Origin of the sequence: Sphingobacterium sp. UBA5789 (genome assembly GCF_002418355.1) — a bacterium.
Classification (GTDB): domain Bacteria; phylum Bacteroidota; class Bacteroidia; order Sphingobacteriales; family Sphingobacteriaceae; genus Sphingobacterium.
The window spans coordinates 1,204,318-1,226,640 of sequence record NZ_DIDX01000001.1 but is presented as its reverse complement, the minus strand read 5'-3'; the positions used below and the strand labels follow the sequence as shown (position 1 = coordinate 1,226,640).

17 protein-coding genes and 1 tRNA gene are annotated in these 22,323 nt (G+C 35.9%); 4 read left to right on the top strand and 14 right to left on the bottom strand.

Annotated elements, in window-relative coordinates:
• Nucleotides 1–27 precede the first annotated feature (27 nt).
• From B4B65_RS05285 to B4B65_RS05240, 10 genes are all read right to left on the bottom strand, one after another.
• Nucleotides 28–1,308 carry a sensor histidine kinase gene (locus tag B4B65_RS05285; protein WP_293914034.1) on the bottom strand — a complete coding sequence of 427 codons (1,281 nt, stop codon included), beginning with the start codon at nt 1,306–1,308 and terminating at the stop codon, nt 28–30.
• A 219-nt stretch (nt 1,309–1,527) separates the two neighbouring features.
• Nucleotides 1,528–2,001, bottom strand: coding sequence for a DinB family protein (locus B4B65_RS05280; protein WP_293914032.1), 474 nt, complete (start codon nt 1,999–2,001; stop codon nt 1,528–1,530).
• A gap of 558 nt (nt 2,002–2,559) precedes the next feature.
• Nucleotides 2,560–3,342 (bottom strand): hypothetical protein, encoded by a 783-nt coding sequence (locus B4B65_RS05275; RefSeq protein WP_293914030.1) that lies wholly within the window; start codon nt 3,340–3,342, stop codon nt 2,560–2,562.
• Nucleotides 3,343–3,575: 233 nt separating this feature from the next.
• On the bottom strand, nt 3,576–4,559 hold the full coding sequence (locus B4B65_RS05270) for a hypothetical protein (RefSeq protein ID WP_293914028.1): 984 nt from the start codon (nt 4,557–4,559) through the stop codon (nt 3,576–3,578).
• A 50-nt stretch (nt 4,560–4,609) separates the two neighbouring features.
• Nucleotides 4,610–6,310, bottom strand: coding sequence for a restriction system-associated AAA family ATPase (locus B4B65_RS05265; protein ID WP_293914026.1), 1,701 nt, complete (start codon nt 6,308–6,310; stop codon nt 4,610–4,612).
• Nucleotides 6,307–7,776: a restriction endonuclease subunit S gene (locus tag B4B65_RS05260; RefSeq protein ID WP_293914024.1), complete on the bottom strand. Its 1,470-nt coding sequence runs from the start codon at nt 7,774–7,776 to the stop codon at nt 6,307–6,309. Before B4B65_RS05260 ends, B4B65_RS05265 begins: the two co-directional genes overlap by 4 nt.
• Nucleotides 7,757–9,394 (bottom strand): HsdM family class I SAM-dependent methyltransferase, encoded by a 1,638-nt coding sequence (locus B4B65_RS05255; protein WP_293914023.1) that lies wholly within the window; start codon nt 9,392–9,394, stop codon nt 7,757–7,759. The genes B4B65_RS05260 and B4B65_RS05255 overlap by 20 nt, the downstream gene beginning before the upstream one ends.
• A gap of 7 nt (nt 9,395–9,401) precedes the next feature.
• A complete protein-coding gene (locus B4B65_RS05250; RefSeq protein WP_293914021.1) occupies nt 9,402–10,181 on the bottom strand; it encodes a nucleotidyl transferase AbiEii/AbiGii toxin family protein in 780 nt (259 codons plus the stop codon).
• Complete coding sequence (locus tag B4B65_RS05245) at nt 10,178–10,987, bottom strand: type IV toxin-antitoxin system AbiEi family antitoxin domain-containing protein (RefSeq protein WP_293914019.1); 810 nt, start codon at nt 10,985–10,987, stop codon at nt 10,178–10,180. Before B4B65_RS05245 ends, B4B65_RS05250 begins: the two co-directional genes overlap by 4 nt.
• A gap of 738 nt (nt 10,988–11,725) precedes the next feature.
• Nucleotides 11,726–11,799 (bottom strand) — tRNA-Pro (locus B4B65_RS05240).
• Nucleotides 11,800–11,974: 175 nt separating this feature from the next.
• Here B4B65_RS05240 and B4B65_RS05235 point away from each other — a divergent pair.
• Nucleotides 11,975–12,445 carry a thioredoxin,-like protein gene (locus B4B65_RS05235; RefSeq protein ID WP_293914017.1) on the top strand — a complete coding sequence of 157 codons (471 nt, stop codon included), beginning with the start codon at nt 11,975–11,977 and terminating at the stop codon, nt 12,443–12,445.
• A 17-nt stretch (nt 12,446–12,462) separates the two neighbouring features.
• Nucleotides 12,463–12,921, top strand: coding sequence for a DUF1801 domain-containing protein (locus B4B65_RS05230; RefSeq protein ID WP_293914015.1), 459 nt, complete (start codon nt 12,463–12,465; stop codon nt 12,919–12,921).
• 6 nt (nt 12,922–12,927) lie between these two features.
• On the opposite strand, the gene B4B65_RS05225 is transcribed toward B4B65_RS05230, so the two are convergent.
• Nucleotides 12,928–13,500, bottom strand: a complete 573-nt coding sequence (locus B4B65_RS05225; RefSeq protein ID WP_293914013.1) for a helix-turn-helix domain-containing protein — start codon at nt 13,498–13,500, stop codon at nt 12,928–12,930.
• A 165-nt stretch (nt 13,501–13,665) separates the two neighbouring features.
• Between B4B65_RS05225 and B4B65_RS05220 the strand changes: the two genes are divergently transcribed.
• Together B4B65_RS05220 and B4B65_RS05215 are read left to right on the top strand one after the other, a co-directional pair.
• Nucleotides 13,666–15,639 carry a hypothetical protein gene (locus B4B65_RS05220; protein WP_293914011.1) on the top strand — a complete coding sequence of 658 codons (1,974 nt, stop codon included), beginning with the start codon at nt 13,666–13,668 and terminating at the stop codon, nt 15,637–15,639.
• Nucleotides 15,639–17,552, top strand: a complete 1,914-nt coding sequence (locus B4B65_RS05215) for a DUF3857 domain-containing transglutaminase family protein (protein WP_293914009.1) — start codon at nt 15,639–15,641, stop codon at nt 17,550–17,552. Before B4B65_RS05220 ends, B4B65_RS05215 begins: the two co-directional genes overlap by 1 nt.
• 47 nt (nt 17,553–17,599) lie before the next feature.
• Here B4B65_RS05215 and B4B65_RS05210 read toward each other — a convergent pair whose 3' ends face one another.
• The 3 genes from B4B65_RS05210 to alaS form a co-directional block, all read right to left on the bottom strand.
• Complete coding sequence (locus B4B65_RS05210) at nt 17,600–18,292, bottom strand: response regulator transcription factor (protein ID WP_003012554.1); 693 nt, start codon at nt 18,290–18,292, stop codon at nt 17,600–17,602.
• A 101-nt stretch (nt 18,293–18,393) separates the two neighbouring features.
• Nucleotides 18,394–19,488, bottom strand: a complete 1,095-nt coding sequence (locus B4B65_RS05205) for a TlpA disulfide reductase family protein (RefSeq protein ID WP_293914006.1) — start codon at nt 19,486–19,488, stop codon at nt 18,394–18,396.
• A 16-nt stretch (nt 19,489–19,504) separates the two neighbouring features.
• Entirely contained in the window at nt 19,505–22,120 is a 2,616-nt protein-coding gene (gene alaS / locus B4B65_RS05200; protein ID WP_293914004.1) for an alanine--tRNA ligase, read from the bottom strand.
• Between the last annotated feature and the right edge of the window lie 203 nt (nt 22,121–22,323).

Here is a 22,323-nt window from a genome sequence, read left to right as displayed (position 1 = left end):
TAATAATACAATTATAAAAAGGCTTCCTTATTCAGGCAGGCTAATAGTAAAGATAGAACCTTCTCCAAATCTGCTTTTTACTGTAATGTTGCCTTCATTCAAACGTACAAATTCGGCACATAGCATCAAACCCAATCCATATCCTTTCTCACCTGCAGTTCCCTGAGTAGAGATATTTGAAGAAGTGAAAAGCCTGTTGATACTACTTTCATCCATCCCCACACCTTTATCCTCAATGATTACTTCTCTCCTGCTGTCCTTTTTTGTGGCCGCTATTCGTATTTGCCCGCCGATATGACTGAACTTGCATGCATTACTCAACAGATTTCTCATCACAACAGTAATCTGATCCCGGTCTGCAGACAATATCAATTCTTGATCCATATGTAACTCTACTTCAAGCTGCTTTTGTTTAATGATCAGATCAAAAAAAAGAAACAATTCCATCAATACAGGATAAAGAAGAAATGGTGTTTTGACAGTCTGAATGCCCTGCATCCCGCGGGCGCTCCAGTTTAAGAGGTCATCCATAGTGATTCCCAATTGTGTGACCTGATCCTTTAACAGTTGTGTAGTTTTCATCTGTTCGGAACGTGTCAGTAAGTTCTCATAAAATATCTGCAATAAGTTTTCGAGTGTCGCTATCGGACTTCGGATATCATGCGCAAGTATAGAAAACATACGTTGTTTATCCCGGTTTAATTCAACCAGAGCCTGCCGTTGCTTTTCAACTTCTTTTTGATAGCCGTATTGAATACTTTTGAAAAAAGTCACTGTACCGATAATCAATGCAATGGCCACCAACATATTAACAATTGCCTGTTCCTCCATAACAGGTAATCCCAGTAACGGAGGCTGAGGAAATAATACAACACTTATACAGGACAGCGTAATAAGAGAACACAAAAATATCCTGATCCACTTATGCTCAAAGATTATAATAGTAGTAATCAGCAACGTTAATAAAAAGTACTCCGCACCATTATGAAAATACAGTCCGGAGATCGTATAGATTACGATTCTGCATCCAACCATTACCAGTCGTGCACTCAGGTACATTCTTAGTCGGTGCAAGACCAATACAGCCGCAGCATCTGCCATATTGAACACATTTAATACGGCGAGAAAATAGCGTTCATTAGTCAGGTTGAGTATAGCATACCCCAGCATAAAACATAGTCCCAGCCAGTTAAGGACGTTCAGTAGCTTAGTATACCGGGATTCTATATAAGGCATTTCGGGATAAATCCCTATATGGACAAACTTGTGTATAAATTGCTTCAGTAATGTAAAAAAGGTATGGGTCATTAATAGGTAATTAAGCAATGTTATAAATACTCAAAATTTCCTTGGCAGGACTCCATAATATAGCTCATAAAACTAGAGTAAACCTGAAAATCAGAATAAACGTTACGATAGATATTTTTTGAATTGATAAAGCGTTTTTGTGGGCATGACTTATCTTTTACTACTTGCTCATAGCACTTACTTTAATAAGTATTGAATGTGCTTATTCATTGACCTGCCTCAGTCTTTGACTAATAACTTCAAATACATAAAAATCTTTCCACTATGCTCGGCTTCATGATAGTTAGCAGCTTGTAATGCTTCGAAATGATTTTTCACGTGAATTCCGATCGGTAAATCAAAGGGTTCATAGTTTACAAATAATCCGGATTCTAGATCCGATTCGAGGTGGTTAACTGTTTCAATCAATAAATGCTTTACCTCATTAATATCTGGAATAGTTTGCCAGGAACCTGGAGACGATCCGATTTTGAAGGATTCCATAAATTCTTTAGAAATATACATGGGTAATCCGCTACGCATATACATATGCCTCTGCTGAGAAGTAATACAATGACCAATTTGCCAAATTATATTATTGTTAAAACCTTCCGGAATTTTGAATAGTATTTCGTAATCAACTGTTTCTATCAATTGCAATAATCTGGTCCTGCTAGCTCTTAAAATTTTACATTCGAAAAGTTCATTAATCATACAAGTTGATTTAATTCCTTAAAAATGGGAAATACTTTAAGACTCCACAAATTAACTTTTTAACACTAAAGCTCAAAAGTTATATCTCATTCAGAAATCCAAGAGTAAGCATTATAAGAATTCAACTGTTTATTACAGGCTTACCCCTGATCTCTTAAGAATTCTATAAGATCCGCTTTCATATCGAACCAACGGTTCTCACCCCGCTGAAAACAAAAAAAGCCCTGACTTTCGTCAGAGCTTTTCAGTCGGGGTGGCAGGATTGGCTCAGCCTCTCTCGCCCCAAACACAATCCCTGAGCCTCCTGCGGATCGAACCAACGGTTCTCATCCTGCCGAAAACAAAAAAAGCCCTGACTTTCGTCAGAGCTTTTTAGTCGGCCTCCCGGGACAATTTTCGAACCATTTTTTGGAAGATTTGAAGGAACTAGTGTCAGAAAAAGAGTTTTAAAACCATGAGATACAATTAGATATATTAAAACTTCAAAAAAAGAAACGTATCGATAAAATTTACAATTACCGATGGTTCGAACTTTCGTACAATTTTGCACTTTTAATTTTAATTGAGATTTAAGGCTTGTTCATCAGCTTCTGCGGCCAAACCAATAACATAGTGGATTAAAAACGACTCCACCAAAGAAAGTGCGTAGTCCCGATCGATAGGCAACATATCTGGTTTTAAAACTTCGTCAATATATTCTTTAGGATTCCATAATTTAAGCAATAATTTGGGATGTGTATGTTCTATTCTTTCCAATATGTTTTCGAATTTCTTGTTTGCTACGTCAATAAATTCTATACGATCTGATTCAGACAACGGTAGCTCAAAAATTTGAACAGTAATTTTGCGTTTGTCTGGTTTCATCTTTGAGGTTTCCTTCGACAGCTTTTCTTTTTTAGTCAAACGGTAATCCCAGCCATTACTTTGATGGCCATCTACCTCGTCAAAGATTTTTTTGAAAATGTCCAATTTAAATTCGTCGTCAAATAAAAAACCTTTCTCTTTTTCCTCGCCCGAGATATACATATCCCACTCTATAGCACTAATTTTATGCATATTGTCAAATAATAATTTTGACAAGTCCAGAGCGTAGGGAGACACTTTTAACATTTCTGTCCATTTCCTAAATCCAGCCAATTGCGCAATGATATGCTGACAGTTCATTAGTGTAAAATGGTTTTCGTCGATATCGAAGTCTGTAACCAGTGCATCTACATCAAAAAACTCTGGCGAATATTCAAAGAGGTTGTCGCATAACGAAGCGTCGAAATAAATTTTTTGGGTCTTAAAATCTTTGTAAAGATTTTTCGCTTGGAGTTTGAAGTACTCAATAGTTCTCATAATACATTCCTTTTGTACCAGCTTTACTATCCTTATTCTTTGCGTTCGTAATCTTGTTCGAATAATAAGCAGGTTGGTTTGCATTATTAGACTATTGGCTGATGAAATCTTTGCACGAGCGAGCGAGCTTGCCAATAAGCATATGCAATTTAGGAATAAAATCTTAAGTTACCAAACTTGTTTCGCTAGTAATTCTTCTGCAAAGCCCTAAGAAAAAACCATAACTATGGTCATTATGCATAATTGTTAACCCCATTTAAAAACGCTGACTTTAAGAAATTCATATCTCCTAATCTATTACGCTCCAAAGCTTCTATGTATTCATTGTGAGTCTTTCCAAAATTCAAATCTGCCACATACTGCTCCTCATAATACATATACATTTCTTCAGAGCAACATTCTGCAAGATAATTTTCCTTTATTCCAAAAAGTCTATTCCAAGTATCTATGCGTTCTTCATATCCTGCACTTCCCAAATTAACGTTCATATCGCTAGGTTCCATATCTTGAGAAAGAGCTTTGTTAAGTGTGATTTCTACATCAATTCTTGGATATGGGGTAATTTTGCTAAATGGAAAAAAAGCTTGTTTTCTAATTTTAGAAACAATCCTATTACTACGTTTTATTATTTCAAAAATGGTATTTTCTGCTAATTTGTATTTACTATTACAGGTATCACAAATCGGCAATAGGTTGTTTGTATTTATAGACGTAAATGGAAAATGATTTCGCGGTAAATAATGATCTAGTGCACTTCTTTTAGAGTGGAACTTAATTAAAACTTTATTTATACCACAGCATCTGCAAGTCCTTGATTTACCAACAAGACTTTTATAATAGTCTTCAATCTTTCCGTATCTATGATAGAATACTGCTTTATTCACAGCTTCATCGTATAATTTGTCAAAAAATATTTTTATTTGTTTACTTAAATCCTCACTTATTAAGTCAATATCAGCATATTCTAACGGAGTCAAATCACCATTGCACAATAGCCTGATTTTATTGTTCTGATGCACTCCTCGTTTTAAAGTTTTTAAATCCTTTTTAGAAACGTCTTTACAAATTGCGAAACATTCCTTTATTGGATTGAGTAAATATTCGTCATTAACTTCATCTATTAATGGCTTGTATTTTAGAAGAATTAATGATGTATCGAATACCGCTTGAGGAATATATGGGGCACGGAATATCACATCTAAAAATAAGTGATTCACAAAAGATTGGATCTTGTGAAACTTAGAATTGATATGTTTATACGGTCTTATCATCTTTTCTTAATTATATCCGTCATTTCTTTTATTAACAGAACTTTCTCTATTGAATCTCCAAGTTCAGAATTTAACTCTTCAATCAACTCTTCTACATTATCAGTCTTTAAAAACCTTTCTCTATATGTGTTGAGTTTTTTAAGTGAATATTCTCCAATCGTATTCTTTCGTTTAAATATTTTATTCGTCAAAATATTAACAGATGTCCCGAAAGTGTCTATATCCAAATCTTGGGCGTTTTGCGGTTGATATCCTTTATCAAATACAATTACCTTATCAGGAAAACAATCCGAAATAATAAATGGTGAATGTGATGTGATTAGGATATCACGCATTAGATGATTTGTACCACTTTTGTTTAGGCAATCTTTCAATAAACTTATAAATTCCGAACGCCACTCAGGATTAAAATGCGTTTCAGGCTCATCTAATAACATCAGAGTACTTTTATCCCCCAATAACAAGCATATTCCCATAGTATGTAAAAACTGATGTTCACCATCAGAAAATGCTTTTAAAAGCATTTTATCATCCGAGTTTTTCTTTTTTAACCGGAATAAATTGAAGTGAAAAATATGCTCTTGCTCTTTGAAGGAAGGTATTTTGTACATTGCGTACAAGCTATCGGAGTTGTATACCTCGTTTTTAAGCTCTTTATCAACTACTCGTAAATTGAGTAAAGTAAGAACCTGAAAAGCTTTAAATAGCTGTAATGGTGATTCAAAATGTTTCTTAAATGCAGATTTTAAAGCACTTTCTTTTGTTTGATTATTCTCATCAAAGTAAAAATCCAATACTTCGTATTCGTATCCTCTTTCATCATCAGCAGGTTTAGTAAATTTTACAGTAGCGCATTTACGCAATTTCTCCAATGTTTCTTCAACCAATGGTAATAAATATCCCAATTCTGGGTCCTCTCTGTCATAGTATAATTTATGGTTGTTTATTACCAATCGGAAACTGTGAAGTTTGTCAATACCTAATTGCTCCTTAATGGGTTCAATTGTATCTTCATTTTGTAAAAGAAAATTAGCCAAAAGAATCGCCTGGCTCATATGATAATCCATATAAACTAAACTACTTTCGGGCTTTTCTTCTATCTTATAATCCAAGACAAGCTTTTCTCTATTACGTAAATGATAAATATATTCATCTAATTGTAACAGTCTGGATTTTATAAATGGGAGGCTTAATATTTCATTTTCACCTGAAGAATAACCAATAACCAATTCCGGTAAATAGCTCCGTATTGAACCTGAAATATCTATATATTTAGGTTCGTCAGATTGATCTAATGCTTTTATTTTTATTTGAGGAATTTCACCTTTCTCTTTCCTGATAATTACGTTATGATAGTTTTCTACTTCTTTCTCTGCCTCACGAGGAATAATGAAATATTCTAATTCGTAAGCTACAGGAGTAGATACCTCCTTTTTAAAATCATTTTTCAGAAATTCTGAAGTCTCCGGAGCTAGCGTGCAACATTCCAGTTGATAGAAAATGTTTGATAATGCTTCTAACACATTAGATTTTCCACTTCCGTTTAACCCTGCGAAACAATAAGGGTGAAAGTTTACCCATTCTTCATTTGGCTCATCATCTCTAAAAATAACGGTAAAATTCTCCTTACCTTGATCTGTTTTTATTTCATCAAGGCTTCGGAACTTTTCTAATATGGTTAATCGGACTAATTTCATTTTACCTGTAATTTCACTTTATTATCAGTTCCAAAAGTTTGAATGATTTCTTCTTCGTCCATTAGCTCGAACAAGATTTTTCTTGTTTCTGTAAAGTCTTTAAACTCATCAAAATTTTGTTGTTCAAATAGATTTATTAAGTACTGCAATCTTTGTTTATTACCTTTCAAATCCTGAACAGTAAACTTCTTAATCAAATCCTTAAAAATAGGTTCTTCATCTATCCCAACATCCGGTTTAAAAGCATTTTGAAGAATTACCTGAAACAATTGCTGTAATATTTCTAATGATTGTTTTACTTTACTCTCTACATCTTGAATCGATTCATAAATTTGACTAAACCGATTTTGTAAATTAAGATCTTTAGGAACAGGAATTTCTATATTCCTTAATTTCTCCAATGTAATTTCTTTGAAAGTTGAGCCTTTTACATACTTATTGATAAGAAATTGAAATCCTTCGCTTTGTAAAGTGACAAATAGATAATTTGGGTTGATAACAGTTGTGTTAGGACTAATTCTTGCAGTTCCTTGGGTTAAATTTGCACCATCTAGATCTTTAGGTATAACTGCAGATTGCCCAACAGTTGCTCGTATACTGACAATTATATCTCCCTCAATACACTTTGACCTATCGTGTTTTTTTGCAATTTCAGGTGTTGTACGTAATAAGTTTTTGCTTACAATTTTTCCGTTTTTAATGTCTCCCGTTCTAATATATGGTATGCCATCATCAATGTGGGGCCCTGCTTGGACAATTCCATATGTAATTATTTTGTCTTTTGGAGTAACTTGGGATAACTTTTTTCGAGGGAACCCTTTCTGATTATTTACAGGGTCTCCGAACATTTTGAAATAAACCGAGTGTATTAGATTCGATAAAATTTCAATGCTAGATTTTCTAAGGTCAATATTATGTTGAATAATATTTAATTGTGTGACTACGATATTTTGTTTGTCAAAGTCAGGTATGAGAATCTCTTCCTTTAAATATTTTTCTAATTTTAAATTAGCTAAACCAGTTGTTTGATTTTGATACTTGTATACCACACCTTTTAAATAAAGATATCTTAAATAATAAAAAAGATATTTTGGAATTACCTTGTCAGGGTTAGCTCTTAGAACTTGCGTAAAGTTGTTCGCCATATAAACCTCTTTTCCCGGATTTTCAAAATAAACAACTCTACCAACAGGGGTTTCTGGTCCTCCTCCAGACTTTTCAATTATAATATCATTATTCAATAGTTTTTTCTCAGCAATTTTTTCAGAGTCTAAGACATACCTTTCTCTACCATTTTCATCAATAGTCTTTTTCTGAAATAACCTTTTGACTATATTATTATAATCTATTTTGCCATCATTTCTAAAATTTGCAGTACGAATCACATTAACCCCATTACCTTCTAAGTCATCTACACCCCAATCTCCGGAAATAGGTGTTAAAACCTTATTTAATACTATTTTCATTAAATGACTTATTTAGTATATGAATTCCTTCGTTAATTTCAGTTTCCAATTCCATCAGTTTTTCTATTAACTTATGTGGGGGTTCATAATCTTGTTCCTCAAAAACAAACTCCTTGTATAAATTGTAATTTAATTCAAATCCATTCTCTTCAATTTCACTTACAGGGACATAAAAATGCTTCTGTTTACGATCTTTCTGCGGATTACTTTTTTCGTCTTTAGTTTTATATTGTTTAACGGTTTCCGGTAGCGGAAAATCATTCTTTATTTTTCTTCGGCTATTGTCTAAGGTATAACCATCAGAGTCCATTCCGTAAAACCATACCTTTTTAGTATGATAGTTGTTAGAAGCAAACTGTTTTTTAGTAAACAAAAGTATCGATGTTTTTACTCCTGTATAAGGGTTGAATACTCCACTAGGTAATGACACTACAGCTTCTAAATAGCAATCTTTTAATAATATTTCCCGAGCAGCTTTATATGCTTTTCCCGAATTGAACAGAACTCCTTCAGGAATAATTACCGCAGCTCTTCCATTTTTCTTAAGCATATACACAATACGTTCCAAGAATAAAAGTTCTGTTTGTAATGATTGTGTTTTCCCTTCTTTTATCTCATAAATACGATTCAGGTTTTTGCTTATTGATTTACTATTGACTTTAGCCGCAAAAGGGGGATTAGCAAGGATATATGAAAATTCTTCTTTCCCTAAAGTCGGGAATAATTTTTCACGGTAATTTGCGTCTTCTCCTTTTAAAATTTGTTCAGGTGTAAAGTTTTTTCTCTTAAACTTGTAGTAGTTTTCCTCGTATTCATCAGAGATGGTATTCAAATTAATGATATGAGGCTTTTCTATACCGTGCATCATCATATTCATCATACCAATCCGAACCATAGTGGCATCAATATCGAAGCCATAAAAGGTATTCTCCTTTAATTGTTTTTTCTTCTTTGCTGTTAGTTTTTTACCGTCAAGTCCTTTCTCAAGCTGATTCTCCTCATCAAGAGTTACCACTTTACTATTTTGTTTGAGAATGTATTGATATGCACCTACCAGGAACCCAGAACTACCACTGGTTACATCACAGATTTTGGTGTCTTCAATATCAATGTTCGGAGCAACCAATTCACTCATCATTTGAATAATATGTCTAGGTGTTCTGAATTGCCCGTTTTTACCTGCCTCGTTTGTTGCACGTAACAGATATTCATATACATCTCCTAATAAATCTTGGAAATGTTGATGCTGCCTTTCTTCTTCCTCGACTAAAGAAAAAATTTCGTCAATTATCCTCACCGCCTCTTCTAGTAGAGAGGGAGTATTTATACCAAATCGAGCGTTTTTCATTTCAATCGCAAAAGGTTCGTCCTCTTTTGATAAATCGTTTTGAATAAATCTAAACACCTCATCCACTTTAGATTTTAGCTCAGAGCCTTCTAAATTGTTATAGCTACTCCATTTATATTCGTCTTTAACTTTAGGATGAAACCTCTCTAATCGTTTCATGAATATCAGATAGGATATATTATCAATCGCTGTTATAGGGTTAGATAATCCACCTGCCCAAAGTCTGTCCCAAAGTAATTGAACCTTATTTTTTATTTCTTGTGATAACATAATCTCGTTATATCTTTTCTAAAATTTCTTTTTTCACCAATTCGTATGCATCATTTATTTCATATGCAATCCCACTTCTCAACAATCCATTCATGTCTCCTATGAAATCAGCATCTTCAATTTTCTTTTCCATATTTTCGAGGAATTCTTTTTGTGTCACTTCATTTCCTTCTTCATTCATATAATGTTTGAATGCTTCAATGACCTTTTTTTCATTTACCTCTGCATTGTTCAAGGCGTACCACAAATCGAATAAATCACGACCTTTCTTCCGTTGGTATAAAGCCCTTAGTTTGGTTGCCAATAGTTCATTCAATCCATAAGTCGGAACTAAAGCTTCTCCGCTATCCCATTCAGAATCCAACTTTACAGGAATATCTTGTAATCCATACACCGAAAAATGTTCTCTGGTATTAACTTCTATTTTTAGTTTTATGGGTACATCATCTTCCGAAAGAATACTGTACACAATGGTGTTGTTGTGCTCTTTTTGTTTGATACGAGGCTTGCCTAAAAAAGAAAGTTGTTCCCGAATTCTGTCTATGATTGCTCCGAATGGTTCTGCTTTTACTTGTACCAAATCAATGTCTTCCGAATATCTTGCTGCCGGAAACAAAAACAATTTATGCAGGGCTGTTCCTCCCCGAAATGCCAAACGTTCTTTGATAAATTCATCACTGAATAAAGCAATCAAGGCTCGCTGTATAATCAAATCCTGCTCTACCTGATAATTTTCCTGCCAAGGAGCCTGCTTTCGCCACGCTGTTATGTACGACTGTGGTATCATATATCTGCTTCTATTTCTACGTTAGGCACAATTTTCCATTTGTTGCCTGTTACCATATTTTCAGGTTTCTTTTTTTGTGGTCGGAGTAATACAGGATAATGCCCAATAGATTCGAGATGGTGGTACAATGCATTACTTAACTCATTTTCGTCCAACACACATTCCAATATATAGCCCAAACGTTGAACTACTGATATTTCTTCATATTGCTTTGCTGTTTCTAGTAATTTTTCAGGTTGTATAACCTCTTTCAATTCTTCTATTACAGTAGCTACCCGGTTAAAACCTCCGACTTCATTATAATAGCTCACCAAATCCAAAGCAGTCAATTCCGGTGATGAAATATTGATATATCCGGTATCTACTTTTTTCTTCAATATATCCTCTTTGTTCCAGGATTTTTTGATGTAAAAATGAATACCGACCTTATCGTTTTTTATTGGTCTTAAAGCAATCCCCTCAGTAATGATCGAATAATTTTGAGGTTGCTGATGAGCTGCTCCGTGATAGGCCGCTGCGTTTAACAGGCCAACATAATAATCCCGGTTTAAAAACTTCATCAAGTCATTTACATACAAGCTGGTCGGAATAATACCTTTTACTCTGTATTCAGGTGGAACAATAACATAAAACCCTCTGCGAACCATTACTACTGATTCCTGATTTTTAAGCCGTTGCAATGTTTTCTTTAGAGCATTTTCAGATACTCCTAATTGGCTATTCAAACCTTCGGTAGTAAAGCTATACTTGCCGTTTGCCCTTTGTTCATCAATAAAAGAGTCTAAATATTTGTATTGTTCTGCCATTATTTTAGTAACTGATTGCGATATGGGTTTGATTGCAACCCTTTATGCAATGACAAACTTACATTTTTGTATTATCAGAACCAAGCTTTTAGTTACTTATTTTAAAGCCTGTATTAAGTCTTAATTTGCAATAAACCCCTAATTTACTCCCTTATCGCAATAAAGGACTTAATTACCAATGTGATAATTCAAAGTTTTATCACTATGAAAACAGCAATCATTTATATCAGAGTGAGCACAACTAAACAAGCATAAAAAGAATATGCTTAACAATTTTTAAAATTATATATAAACAAAGTGAACTGAAAATGAATCCAAAAAGACAGACTTCACTAAATTTATTATATAAACTCAAACAGAAAACTCTTATTGTTAAAAAATAATAAGCAAATCGAAGAAAATAACAAGATCGAAAACCTTAATGAGAATTCGAACTACTGAAGAAACGCACTAAACCAAAAGTCGATACGTTTTTTTTTAATAACCTTAATATAGAAGTATAAAACTTTAAGTGTAAAAAGAACTACATATGACCAGATAGTAACGGCCTGTTTCACAGATTTTTATTTACATAAAAAAAGGAGAAAATAGTTAACTACTTTCTCCTTAAGTCGGGGTGGCAGGATTGGCTCAGCCTCTCTCGCCCCAAACACAATCCCTGAGCCTCCTGCGGATCGAACCAACGGTTCTCATCCCGCCGAAAACAAAAAAAGCCCTGACTTCGTCAGAGCTTTTCAGTCGGGGTGGCAGGATTCGAACCTACGACCTCCACATCCCAAATGTGGCGCGATACCGGGCTACGCTACACCCCGAAAAGGTATCACCTTTGTTTTGTGTGGCACAAATATACGGCGATTTTATTGTTTGTCAAACATTATTTTACACCCACACGCTAAGTGACTGAATAATTGGCTGATATATTTCAAAAACTTATTTTGGCATTAGATTATCAATCTTAAATTCTATTTTTGATCTAAAGTATGGTATATGAATAAAGCCTTTTTAACGATTATTTTCAGCATTTCAATACTATCCTGCTCTTTTGCTCAGGTAAAAGATGATGGTTTCAGGTTTGAACATACCGAAGTACTGCAGGCCATCAAAAACATTCATATGGCTATTCATGCAAAAGATCGGAATACATTAAAAAAACTCTCTACCGCAACTTTAACATGTGAATCATGTACAGTCGGAAAAAGAAACATTTACGATCCTGCCCGTGTCAAACGGAAAATCTTCTTCACTAACCTCATGCAGTATGATATTATCCCCTGGAATCAGACAGAAGAAAATCGGATCTCCATTAAAAAGGATCGTAATTATGAGGCCGATCTTTACATAACCTTTTACACCAAAAGTTCACTGAACCAAAACAGTGTTCCCCTTTATCAACTCTTATTAAAACGGGAGCACAATAAATTTAAACTTTCGGGGATTAAATCCTTACAGACTAACTAACCTAAATTTTAAAAAATATGATTATCAAAGCAGACACTGTAGAAGAGTACATTGAAAATGTACCCGAAGATCGGAAAAATCCGATAATAGCAATCCGGGAAAGTATTCTGAAAAATATACCTGAAGGATTTCAAGAGACAATAAGTTACAATATGATTGGTTATGTAGTACCTCATACACTATATCCCGCCGGTTACCATTGTACTCCGAAACTACCTCTTCCCTTTATGAACATTGCTTCACAAAAGAATTTTATTGCGGTGTATCACATGGGACTTTATGCAGACTCCGAGATCAACGAATGGTTCAGGAATGCGTACACATCTCTGTACAATACAAAACCGGATATGGGAAAAGGCTGTATTCGGTTCAAAAAAATGGATAAAATCCCTTTTGAACTGATAGGTGAACTTTCCGGGAAAATCAGTGTACAGGAATGGATCGAAATTTATGAAAAGTCCTTTGTAAGAAAATAAGAATGCTTATATCTGATCAATAGCCTGACGTGGCAGACGATCTGCCCGCTTCATTTTAAAATCTGTAGGTGTCTGTCCTGTAATTTTTTTAAACTGTGTAGAAAGATGCTGTACACTACTGTAATCCAGTTTATAAGCGATCTCTTTAAGTGAAAGTTCATCATAGAACAACAACTCTTTGACCCGTTCAATTTTCTGTCTGATGATGTATTGTTCTAAAGTAATACTCTCTACGGATGAAAACAGCGAACTGATAAAAGAATAGTCATGATTCAGCTGATTGGACAATAAAGTGGACCAGTTTACTTTGAGATCCAGTTCATCCGCATGATGAATACGACTTATGACCAGATTTTTGATCCGTTCAATCATCTTGGCTTTATCTGAATCCAGCAACTCAAAACCAAAACTGCTCATGAGCTGACCAATCTTTGCTTTACTTTCACTATCCAGATTACGTCCTATTTTAACATATCCCAAACCTACTTCTTCCGCCTCGAAACCAATTTTCTTAAGTTCTTCCTTGACCACAAGTATACATCTGTCACACACCATGTTTTTTATATTCAATTCCGTCATTTGTAGTGTTTTTACTTTAAACAAATATAATAAATTAAACCTATCTAATATATTTAGCGAATAAAGACATTTTCACGCTCTATTATTCTTTAATGAATATTAGTTTTGCATACATTAAAGCATTATCTTAGCTAACAGAAACCGTATTAACTTTTATAATCATTCATGCGCCGCTTATTTTTAATATTTATTCTGGCATTTTATGCATTTTCAGATGTTGCTGCTCAACAATCTATATTCGACAAACCTAAAGCTGAGGACTTTAATTTTGATATCAAAAAACTGGATTCTACAGCAAATGCTGTTGTACTGGAAGAAATCGGCAAAACAAATCTTATCCTTGATGACATTGAAGGAAGACTATATGTACAGCATGAGTATAAAGTAAGGATTCTTATTCTGAATCAGGAAGGATTCCGGAAAGCTAACTTTTCTATCCGCGGATACAAAGACGGATCTAATTCCGAACGAATTACAGACATAAAAGGCATTACATACAATATAGAAAACGGCCTTATTACGTCTACGGAAATGGACAATAAGAAAATCTTTAAAGAAGACTATTCAAAATATACTACACTTACCAAATTCACGCTTCCCAATATAAAGGAAGGTTCTATTATCGACGTCACTTATCTGCTGAAGTCTCCTCATACTTTCAATTTCAGAAACTGGAATTTTCAGGATGACATCCCCAAAGTTAGCAGTATATATATAGGTTATATTCCAGCCAATTACACTTATAATATTCTCTTACGCGGCCCCTTCCAGCTCACCGATCGCAAAGCAGAAATCATGAAAGAGTGTATTGTTCTCAGCGGACAGCGACTTGACTGTTCCAAGCTTACCTTTATCATGAAAAATATCCCGGCATTTATTGAGGAGGACTTTATGACAGCCCCATCCAACTTCAGATCAGCTATTTATTTTGAATTGTCGGATGTCATCTATATGAATGGTTCTAAACAGAGCTTTACTAAAAAATGGAATGATGTGGACAGGGAATTATTATCAGATAAAAAATTCGGAGGTCAGCTAAAGAAAGATGAGTTATTTACGGATATTCTACCGGAAATTGCTCCTGCCAACCTGAGTACATATGAGAGGGCCCGCAATATCTATGAATATATAAAAAAGCAGATTAAATGGAATAAGTATTACGGTAAATACAGTGAAGAAGGGATAAAAAGAGCCCTGGAAACACACTCAGGTAATATAGGAGATATCAATCTGGGACTTATAGCAGCGTTAAATGCAGCACAGATTGAGACCTATCCTGTGATTCTTTCTACACGTGATAACGGCGTACCTAATAAGCTCTTTCCTGTCGTTTCCTATTTTGATTATGTTATCGCAAAGACAACGATTGATGGTGTAGATTACCTGCTGGATGCTTCCGAACAGATGATGCCATTCGGACATCTGCCACTAAGATGTATGAATGACGAAGGACGGATCATCCTCTCCAAAAAATCATCCGATTGGATTCCTATCAAATCTGTACAGCGTATCAGCAAAAACTACAATTTTGACGGTGAACTAAAGGAAAATGGAGTACTCAAGGGGAAACTTATAATCTCCAGTTTCGAAACTGAAGGATATAACAAAAGAAAAGAAATAAAAGCTGTGAACACTATAGAAGAGTATGTTGAAAAATTCGAAGAAAAAACACCGAATCTTACCATTCTGCATTCTAAAATAGAAGGACTGGAATCTATAGAAGATCCATTGTGGGAAGAGTACGATATAGAATATAAAATCAACAGTGGGAATGATGACAAAAAGATCACTTTCAATCCCAATTTTTTAAACAGACTGACCAAAAATCCTTTTAATCTTCCGGACAGGAATTATCCTGTAGATCTGGGTTTTGCACGTTATGATACTTTTACTTACCGTATACGGTTTCCGGAGGGATATAAACTCCAGGACGGGCCTAAAAACATAGCCCTTACATTACCTGATGCCGCAGCAAAATTTGTATACAAAGGAACATACCAGGCAAACGAATTTAACTTTGAGCAAATCATAAATCTTACTAAACCTGTATATAATGTAGAAGAATATTTTCACCTCAAGGAATTTATGTCACGCATTATTCAGCAACAAAAAATCGATTACAACTTCTCTAAAAACTAATGAAAAAATATATTCTGATATCCATATGTAGTGTGCTTTCCTCGCTTTCATTCGCGCAGAACTATGCAGTAGATCTTATTCCGGATGCACTCAAAAGCAGAGCTTCTGCCACTATCCGCGAGTATGAACTGAATGTAGAAATGAAAGCGGATAACAATGTTATTGTGAATGTTAATAAAGCCATAACTATATTTAACAAAGCGGGTGACGAATATGCACGCACTGTACTCTTTTATGACAAAAGTTCGGAAATCAAATCCATAAAAGGCAAAGTATATAATGCTTTTGGAATACCGGTTTCCGAATTTAACCAGAAAAATTTCGCAGATGAAAGCGCCAGTGACAACGTAAGCATGTATAACGATAGTCGTGTCAAGCATTACCTGCCTGCCGTACAAGATTATCCATATACAGTAGTTATATCTTATGAACTGAAAAACAAGCAGAACCTGGCTATTCCGACCTGGAATTACAACTATTCGGATGATGTTTCTGTGGAAAAAAGTAAGTTTACGTTCTCCTGTCCTGCAACAGAAAAGATAAGAATCAAAACGCAGCATTTCAATGGTAAATCCAATGAAGAGGAAATCAAAGGCATAAAAAAATGGACCTGGGAAGTTGCCGATATTGCTGCACGCAAAAAAGAAATCTACTCTCCACCAAAATATCTGATCACTTCGAATGTAAAGATAGTTCCCGAGAGATTCAATTATTATGACAAGAAAGGAACATTCACAAACTGGAAAGAATTCGGAGAATGGGTATCATCAGACCTACTGGCCGGGAAACAGCAGTTGAGCGAAGCCACAATCCAAAAGGTAAAAAGTATGACGGCAGATGCAAAAACGGATCAGGAAAAAGCCAGAATCCTCTATCAGTACATGCAAAACAAAACCCGTTATATCAGTATCCAGGTAGGTATAGGCGGACTGCAGCCCTTCTCTGCTCAGGAGGTGGATAAAACCGGATACGGCGATTGCAAAGCATTGGTCAACTACATGCAAAGCCTTTTGAATATTGTCAATATTCCCTCTTACTATTGTATAGTGGAAGCAGGCGACACCAAGAGCGATGTAGATATCGATTTTGCAAATGTATCTGACGGAAACCATATTATTCTGGCTCTGCCTTTTGCCAATGACACCACATGGCTGGAATGCACGAGTCAGAAAGTACCTTTCGGTTACTTAGGTGATTTTACAGATGACAGACTGGTACTCGCCGTCACACCGGAAGGAGGTAAAGTGCTACGTACCCCTAAATATCCTTATAATGATAATGTGCAGAAAAGAACGGCACAGCTTATTATAGATAAAGAAGGATCTATTACAGGTACAGTTTCAACCCAGTTTTCGGGCACGCAGTATTCCAATCACTTTGGAGCAATGTTTCTCGCCGGCAATGAGCAACTGAAAGAATTAAGTGAGTATTATGATATCGACAATATCTATTTTCAACAGATAAAGTACGATAAACTCGAACTCGACACCCCGGCTCTCAAGGAGAACCTAACCATCTTTGTAAAGAATTATGCAGTTCAATCAGGAGACAAGATGATACTGCATCCTAATATGTTTAATGTAAAAAATAATATTCCCGATTTAAAAAACAGAACCAATCCCCTGTATATAAACAGAGGTTATACAGATATCGACGAGATTACATTTGAACTACCGGAGGAATATAGTAGAAATCTGAAACCGGAAATTAAAAAGATAACCTGTGATATGGGGACTTTTGAATTTGAAACTTCCATTAAAGATGATAAACTTCACTTCTACAGAAAACTACAGCTCAGGGAGGGACTTTACCCGGCTGAGAAGTATACAGAATTCAGCAATTTTATCAAAGAAGTCAATCAGGCCGATAAAGGAAGATATACGATCTCTAAAAAATCTTTAGCAGCTAAATAGAGGCTAAAACAAAGAAACCATCTGAATCAGATGGTTTCTTTGTTTTGTTATGCAAGTTCGAATTTATAGCCTACTCCTTTGACGGTAGCTACATAATTCTCACCAATTTTTTCTCTTAACTTACGGATGTGAACATCAATAGTCCTGTTCGTTACAACTACTGAATCTTCCCAAATACTTTTAAGAATCTGCTCTCTTGTGAACACCTTATTAGGTTTAGATGCCAGGAGATACAACAATTCAAATTCTTTCTTAGCCAGTGTAATTTTATCTGTACCTCTGTAAGCAAGAAATGAATCTCGGTCAATCACAAGATCTGATACTTCTAGACGATTGCCTTCGTGAATTTCATCTTCCGCAGTATTTCTTCTCAGAATAGCATTGATTCTGCTCATCAAAGCGCGAGGTTTGATCGGTTTTGCGATATAATCATCTGCTCCGACATGAAATCCGGCAATTTCTGAATACTCTTCACTTCTTGCAGTCAGGAAAACCATAAAGGTATGCTTAAATTCAGGCATAGCCCGCATCAGACGACAAGCTTCTATACCATCCATCTGTGGCATCATAACATCCAGAATAATGAGATCCGGATTCACTTCCTTAGCCTGTGCGATAGCCTCTTTACCGTTTGAAGCTGTAAACACCTGATAGCCCTCCCGTTTAAGATTATATGCGATTAATTCGACAATGTCTTGTTCATCGTCCACCACCAGTATTTTTTGCTTTGCACTGCTCATACGTGTTTTTTTGCTAAATTATGTACTAAATGGCAATATAACGTTAATACAGTGTTATTAAATTGTTAAGTAACACAATATTAATTAACATAACACCAAATCTAATTTAATGTTTTCTTCAAAAAATCTTCAAGATCTTTGCCTCTCAGATTCTTAGCCGCAATGTTCCCTTCAGGATCGACAATATAAGAAGTAGGTATAGCTTTGATGCGATAGAGTCCTACAACCTCCGATCCCCAGGCCTGAAGATCAGAAATATTTGTCCATTCCAATTTGTCATCAGCAATAGCACGCATCCAGGGACCTGGATTATTATCCAGAGAAACACCTAATACATCGAATCCTTTACCTTTAAAGGCATGATATTGTTTCACAATATTCGGATTTTCCTGTCTGCACGGAGCACACCATGAAGCCCAGAAATCCACCAATGTATACTTACCTTTATAATCGCTTAATTTGACTAACTTATTTTGTGGAGTATAAGCTTCAAACAATGGAGCAGGCTGACCAATTGCCAGTACTTTTAGTTTTGCAGTTTCCTGTTTAAACTGTTCCACATAACCGTTGTCCTTAAACTCATCCTTAATCTCGTCGGCATAAGCAATAATCTCTCCTTCTGCAACCTCCGGATCCAGCGTACTCATCGCGTAGAAGCCTGCCAGATCCCGATGCTTATTCTTAAAAGCGATCGCCTGATCGTTATAATAATGTAATGCTGCCTTAAACTTGGTCATATATTCTCCGCGCAGACTTTCAATTTGCTCCGCATTGAGATTATCTGTACGTTTTGCAAATTCATTCTGCAGAGAGTCCTGAATTACATCCCTCCTGATTCTTACCGGTGCAAATTCCTTAATCGCAGCGGACAAATCAGAACCCGTTACTTCATATTCGTAAGGCTCCTTTTGAAGGTCAGCTTTAAGTATTACTTCTTCGCCGGGTTGAGCAATAATATAATAGCGTTTTTTACCAGCCTCCAGCGAAAGTAGTCTTGCCTGTGTAGACGGTCTTACAAAAGAGAACTTATGGTTCTCATTCAGATATACAGAATCCAGTTTCCGATCACCTTCATAAAGTGAAACAACCTTTACATTTCCGGGGTTTTCGATTTGTCCGGAAACAGTGTATTCTTCCTTATTAGAACATGCCATCATAATCAGGCTTATTACGGCTGCAAACAGTGATCTTTTCATGATATCTTATCTCTTATTATTGAATGTAATTTTTAGCTTTTGCGATTGCTGCAGGTAACCCTTCCGGATTTTTACCTCCTGCTGTAGCAAAAAACGGCTGACCGCCCCCGCCTCCATTAATCTCTTTAGCCAGTTCTCTGACAATTGTTCCGGCGTTCAATCCTCTTTCTTTTGCCAGCTGATCTGAAACGACAACAGTCAGATTAGGTTTCCCTTCAAAATCAGCACCTAACACCAGAAACAAATTATCCACTGCACCCTTCAGCGCATAAGCTAACGTTTTTAAAGCTTCCGCATTTGGTAATTCTACCTGTGTAGCCAGGAAATTTACGCCGTTAATCTGTTGAATCTTTTGTTCCAGATCTGATTTTAAGGCTAAAGATTTTTCAATAATACTTTTTTCAATCTCTTTCTTAAGCGCAGAATTCTCATCAATTACCTTAGAAAGTGTGGAGACAAAATCTTTAGGATTATGCAACAGCTCGCCCAATCTATGTACCAGATCAAAATGTTCACGGATTACAGCCGCACATTTAGTCCCTGTGATAGCTTCTATACGACGTACACCGGCAGCAACAGCCGATTCAGAAATAATTTTAAAAAATCCGATTTGCCCTGTTGCTTTCACGTGCGTACCTCCACACAATTCTTTTGAGAACTTATCGTCAAAAGTGATGACACGTACATAGTCTCCATACTTTTCTCCGAATAAAGCCGTAACACCAGAGTCCAGTGCCTGTTGGAATGGCACATGACGCTGTTCTTTCAATGGAATATTCTCCCGGATCTTAGCATTCACAATATCTTCCACCTGCTTCAGTTCCTCTTCTGTTACTTTCGCAAAATGAGAAATATCAAACCTGAGAATATCCGCATTTACCAGAGATCCCTTTTGATTTACATGCGTACCCAATACTTCTTTCAGCGCAGCGTGTAATAAGTGGGTGGCAGAATGGTTATTTTCAGTATCCAGTCTTTTCTGAACATCTACTTTCGCCTCAAAAGCACCTTCCATCTGTAAAGGAAGTGTATTTGTAAAATGAACGATCAGTCCATTTTCTTTTTTTGTATCTGTAATATAAATCTTTTCTCCTGTAGACTCGGAAACGAGCAGTCCTGAGTCACCGACCTGACCGCCACCTTCTGCATAAAATGGAGTCACGCTGAGTACAAGTTGATATTGCTCTTTCCCTTTAGCTGTGACTTTTCTGTACTTAACAATTTCAGTAGTAGCTTTCAGATTATCATACCCGACAAACTCAACCTGATCGTCTTCACTTACAGCAATCCAGTCTCCGGTATCTATTGCCGTAGCGGCCCGGGATCTGTCTTTCTGGATTTGAAGCGCTTCCTGAAAACCTGCCATATCAACTTCCAATCCCTTCTCTCTCGCAAGCAATTCAGTCAGATCTATCGGAAACCCATAAGTATCAAACAGTTCAAATGCAAACTCACCGCCTACTGCAGTATTGGATTCAGCATACGCTTCAAAACGTTGTACACCCGTTACCAAAGTCCTTAAAAAAGAAACCTCTTCTTCCAGAACAACTTTCTGAACAAAATCCTGCTGTTGGAAAAGCTCATCAAACACGCCCTCAAATTCTTTAGCTAACAATGGAACCAACTCGTTGATAAACGGGGTTTTGAAATTCAGGAAGGTGTAAGCATATCGTACAGCACGACGTAAAATCCGGCGGATAACATATCCCGCCTTATTATTAGATGGCAACTGTCCGTCTGCTATGGCAAAACTAACCGCACGTATGTGATCAGACAATACACGCATAGCGATATCTGTCTTTTCATCTGCACCGTATTGAATTCCTGCCTTTTGAGCAATAAAAGTGATCATAGGCTGAAAAACATCCGTATCATAATTTGATGATTTTCCCTGAATAGCTCTTACCAGACGCTCAAATCCCATCCCTGTATCCACATGTTTAGCAGGAAGAGATTCCAGATTACCGTTTTTCAGGCGGTTAAACTGCATAAATACTAAATTCCAGATTTCGATAACCTGTGGATGATCTGCATTCACCAGACTTTGCCCGGGAGTTGCTAAACGCTCCTCTTCTGTGCGCATATCATAATGGATCTCCGAACACGGACCGCAAGGGCCGGTCTCCCCCATTTCCCAGAAATTATCTTTTTTATTACCCAACAGAATACGGTCTTCAGATATCCATGATTTCCAGAAATCATAGGCTTCGGTATCTTTCACCAATCCCTCAGAATCATCTCCTTCAAAAATGGTAACATATAAACGATCCTTATCCAGTTTATAGACTACTGTCAGCAATTCCCAGGCCCATTCGATAGCTTCTTTTTTGAAATAATCACCAAAACTCCAGTTACCTAACATCTCGAATAAAGTATGGTGGTATGTATCTATCCCTACTTCTTCCAGATCATTATGCTTACCCGACACACGCAGACAACGTTGTGTATCTGCTATACGCGAATGTTTAGGTTGTGCTTCCCCCAGAAAAAAATCTTTAAACTGGTTCATTCCTGCATTTGTAAACATTAATGTAGGATCATTTTTAACTACAACAGGAGCTGAAGGGACAATCTGGTGATTTTTACTTTTGAAAAAATTCAAAAATGCTTCGCGAATTTCTCTATTAGTCATGGAAATTTCAATAATTATATCTGTAAATTTGGGTACAAAGTTACTCAAAATTGCTGCTTTATGCAATTGGAAGGCAAGATATTATCCGGTCATATTTTCGTCAAGTATAACAAATGTTATTGTTCGATCAAATGTAAATCAGCACCTTTAAAAACAAAGCTTTTGTGCTATAATCTTTAACTGAACGAAATAATGATGCTAAT

Coding starts and splice junctions, on each gene's coding strand:
- B4B65_RS05260 (WP_293914024.1), bottom strand. CDS start 7,776: ATGAAAATAGTATTAAATAAGGTTTTAACACCTATTTCCGGAGATTGG.
- B4B65_RS05265 (WP_293914026.1), bottom strand. CDS start 6,310: ATGAAATTAGTCCGATTAACCATATTAGAAAAGTTCCGAAGCCTTGAT.
- B4B65_RS05210 (WP_003012554.1), bottom strand. CDS start 18,292: ATGAGCAGTGCAAAGCAAAAAATACTGGTGGTGGACGATGAACAAGAC.
- B4B65_RS05205 (WP_293914006.1), bottom strand. CDS start 19,488: ATGAAAAGATCACTGTTTGCAGCCGTAATAAGCCTGATTATGATGGCA.
- B4B65_RS05215 (WP_293914009.1), top strand. CDS start 15,639: ATGAAAAAATATATTCTGATATCCATATGTAGTGTGCTTTCCTCGCTT.
- B4B65_RS05245 (WP_293914019.1), bottom strand. CDS start 10,987: ATGGCAGAACAATACAAATATTTAGACTCTTTTATTGATGAACAAAGG.
- B4B65_RS05285 (WP_293914034.1), bottom strand. CDS start 1,308: ATGACCCATACCTTTTTTACATTACTGAAGCAATTTATACACAAGTTT.
- B4B65_RS05235 (WP_293914017.1), top strand. CDS start 11,975: ATGAATAAAGCCTTTTTAACGATTATTTTCAGCATTTCAATACTATCC.
- B4B65_RS05280 (WP_293914032.1), bottom strand. CDS start 2,001: ATGATTAATGAACTTTTCGAATGTAAAATTTTAAGAGCTAGCAGGACC.
- B4B65_RS05275 (WP_293914030.1), bottom strand. CDS start 3,342: ATGAGAACTATTGAGTACTTCAAACTCCAAGCGAAAAATCTTTACAAA.
- B4B65_RS05220 (WP_293914011.1), top strand. CDS start 13,666: ATGCGCCGCTTATTTTTAATATTTATTCTGGCATTTTATGCATTTTCA.
- alaS (WP_293914004.1), bottom strand. CDS start 22,120: ATGACTAATAGAGAAATTCGCGAAGCATTTTTGAATTTTTTCAAAAGT.
- B4B65_RS05225 (WP_293914013.1), bottom strand. CDS start 13,500: ATGACGGAATTGAATATAAAAAACATGGTGTGTGACAGATGTATACTT.
- B4B65_RS05255 (WP_293914023.1), bottom strand. CDS start 9,394: ATGTTATCACAAGAAATAAAAAATAAGGTTCAATTACTTTGGGACAGA.
- B4B65_RS05250 (WP_293914021.1), bottom strand. CDS start 10,181: ATGATACCACAGTCGTACATAACAGCGTGGCGAAAGCAGGCTCCTTGG.
- B4B65_RS05230 (WP_293914015.1), top strand. CDS start 12,463: ATGATTATCAAAGCAGACACTGTAGAAGAGTACATTGAAAATGTACCC.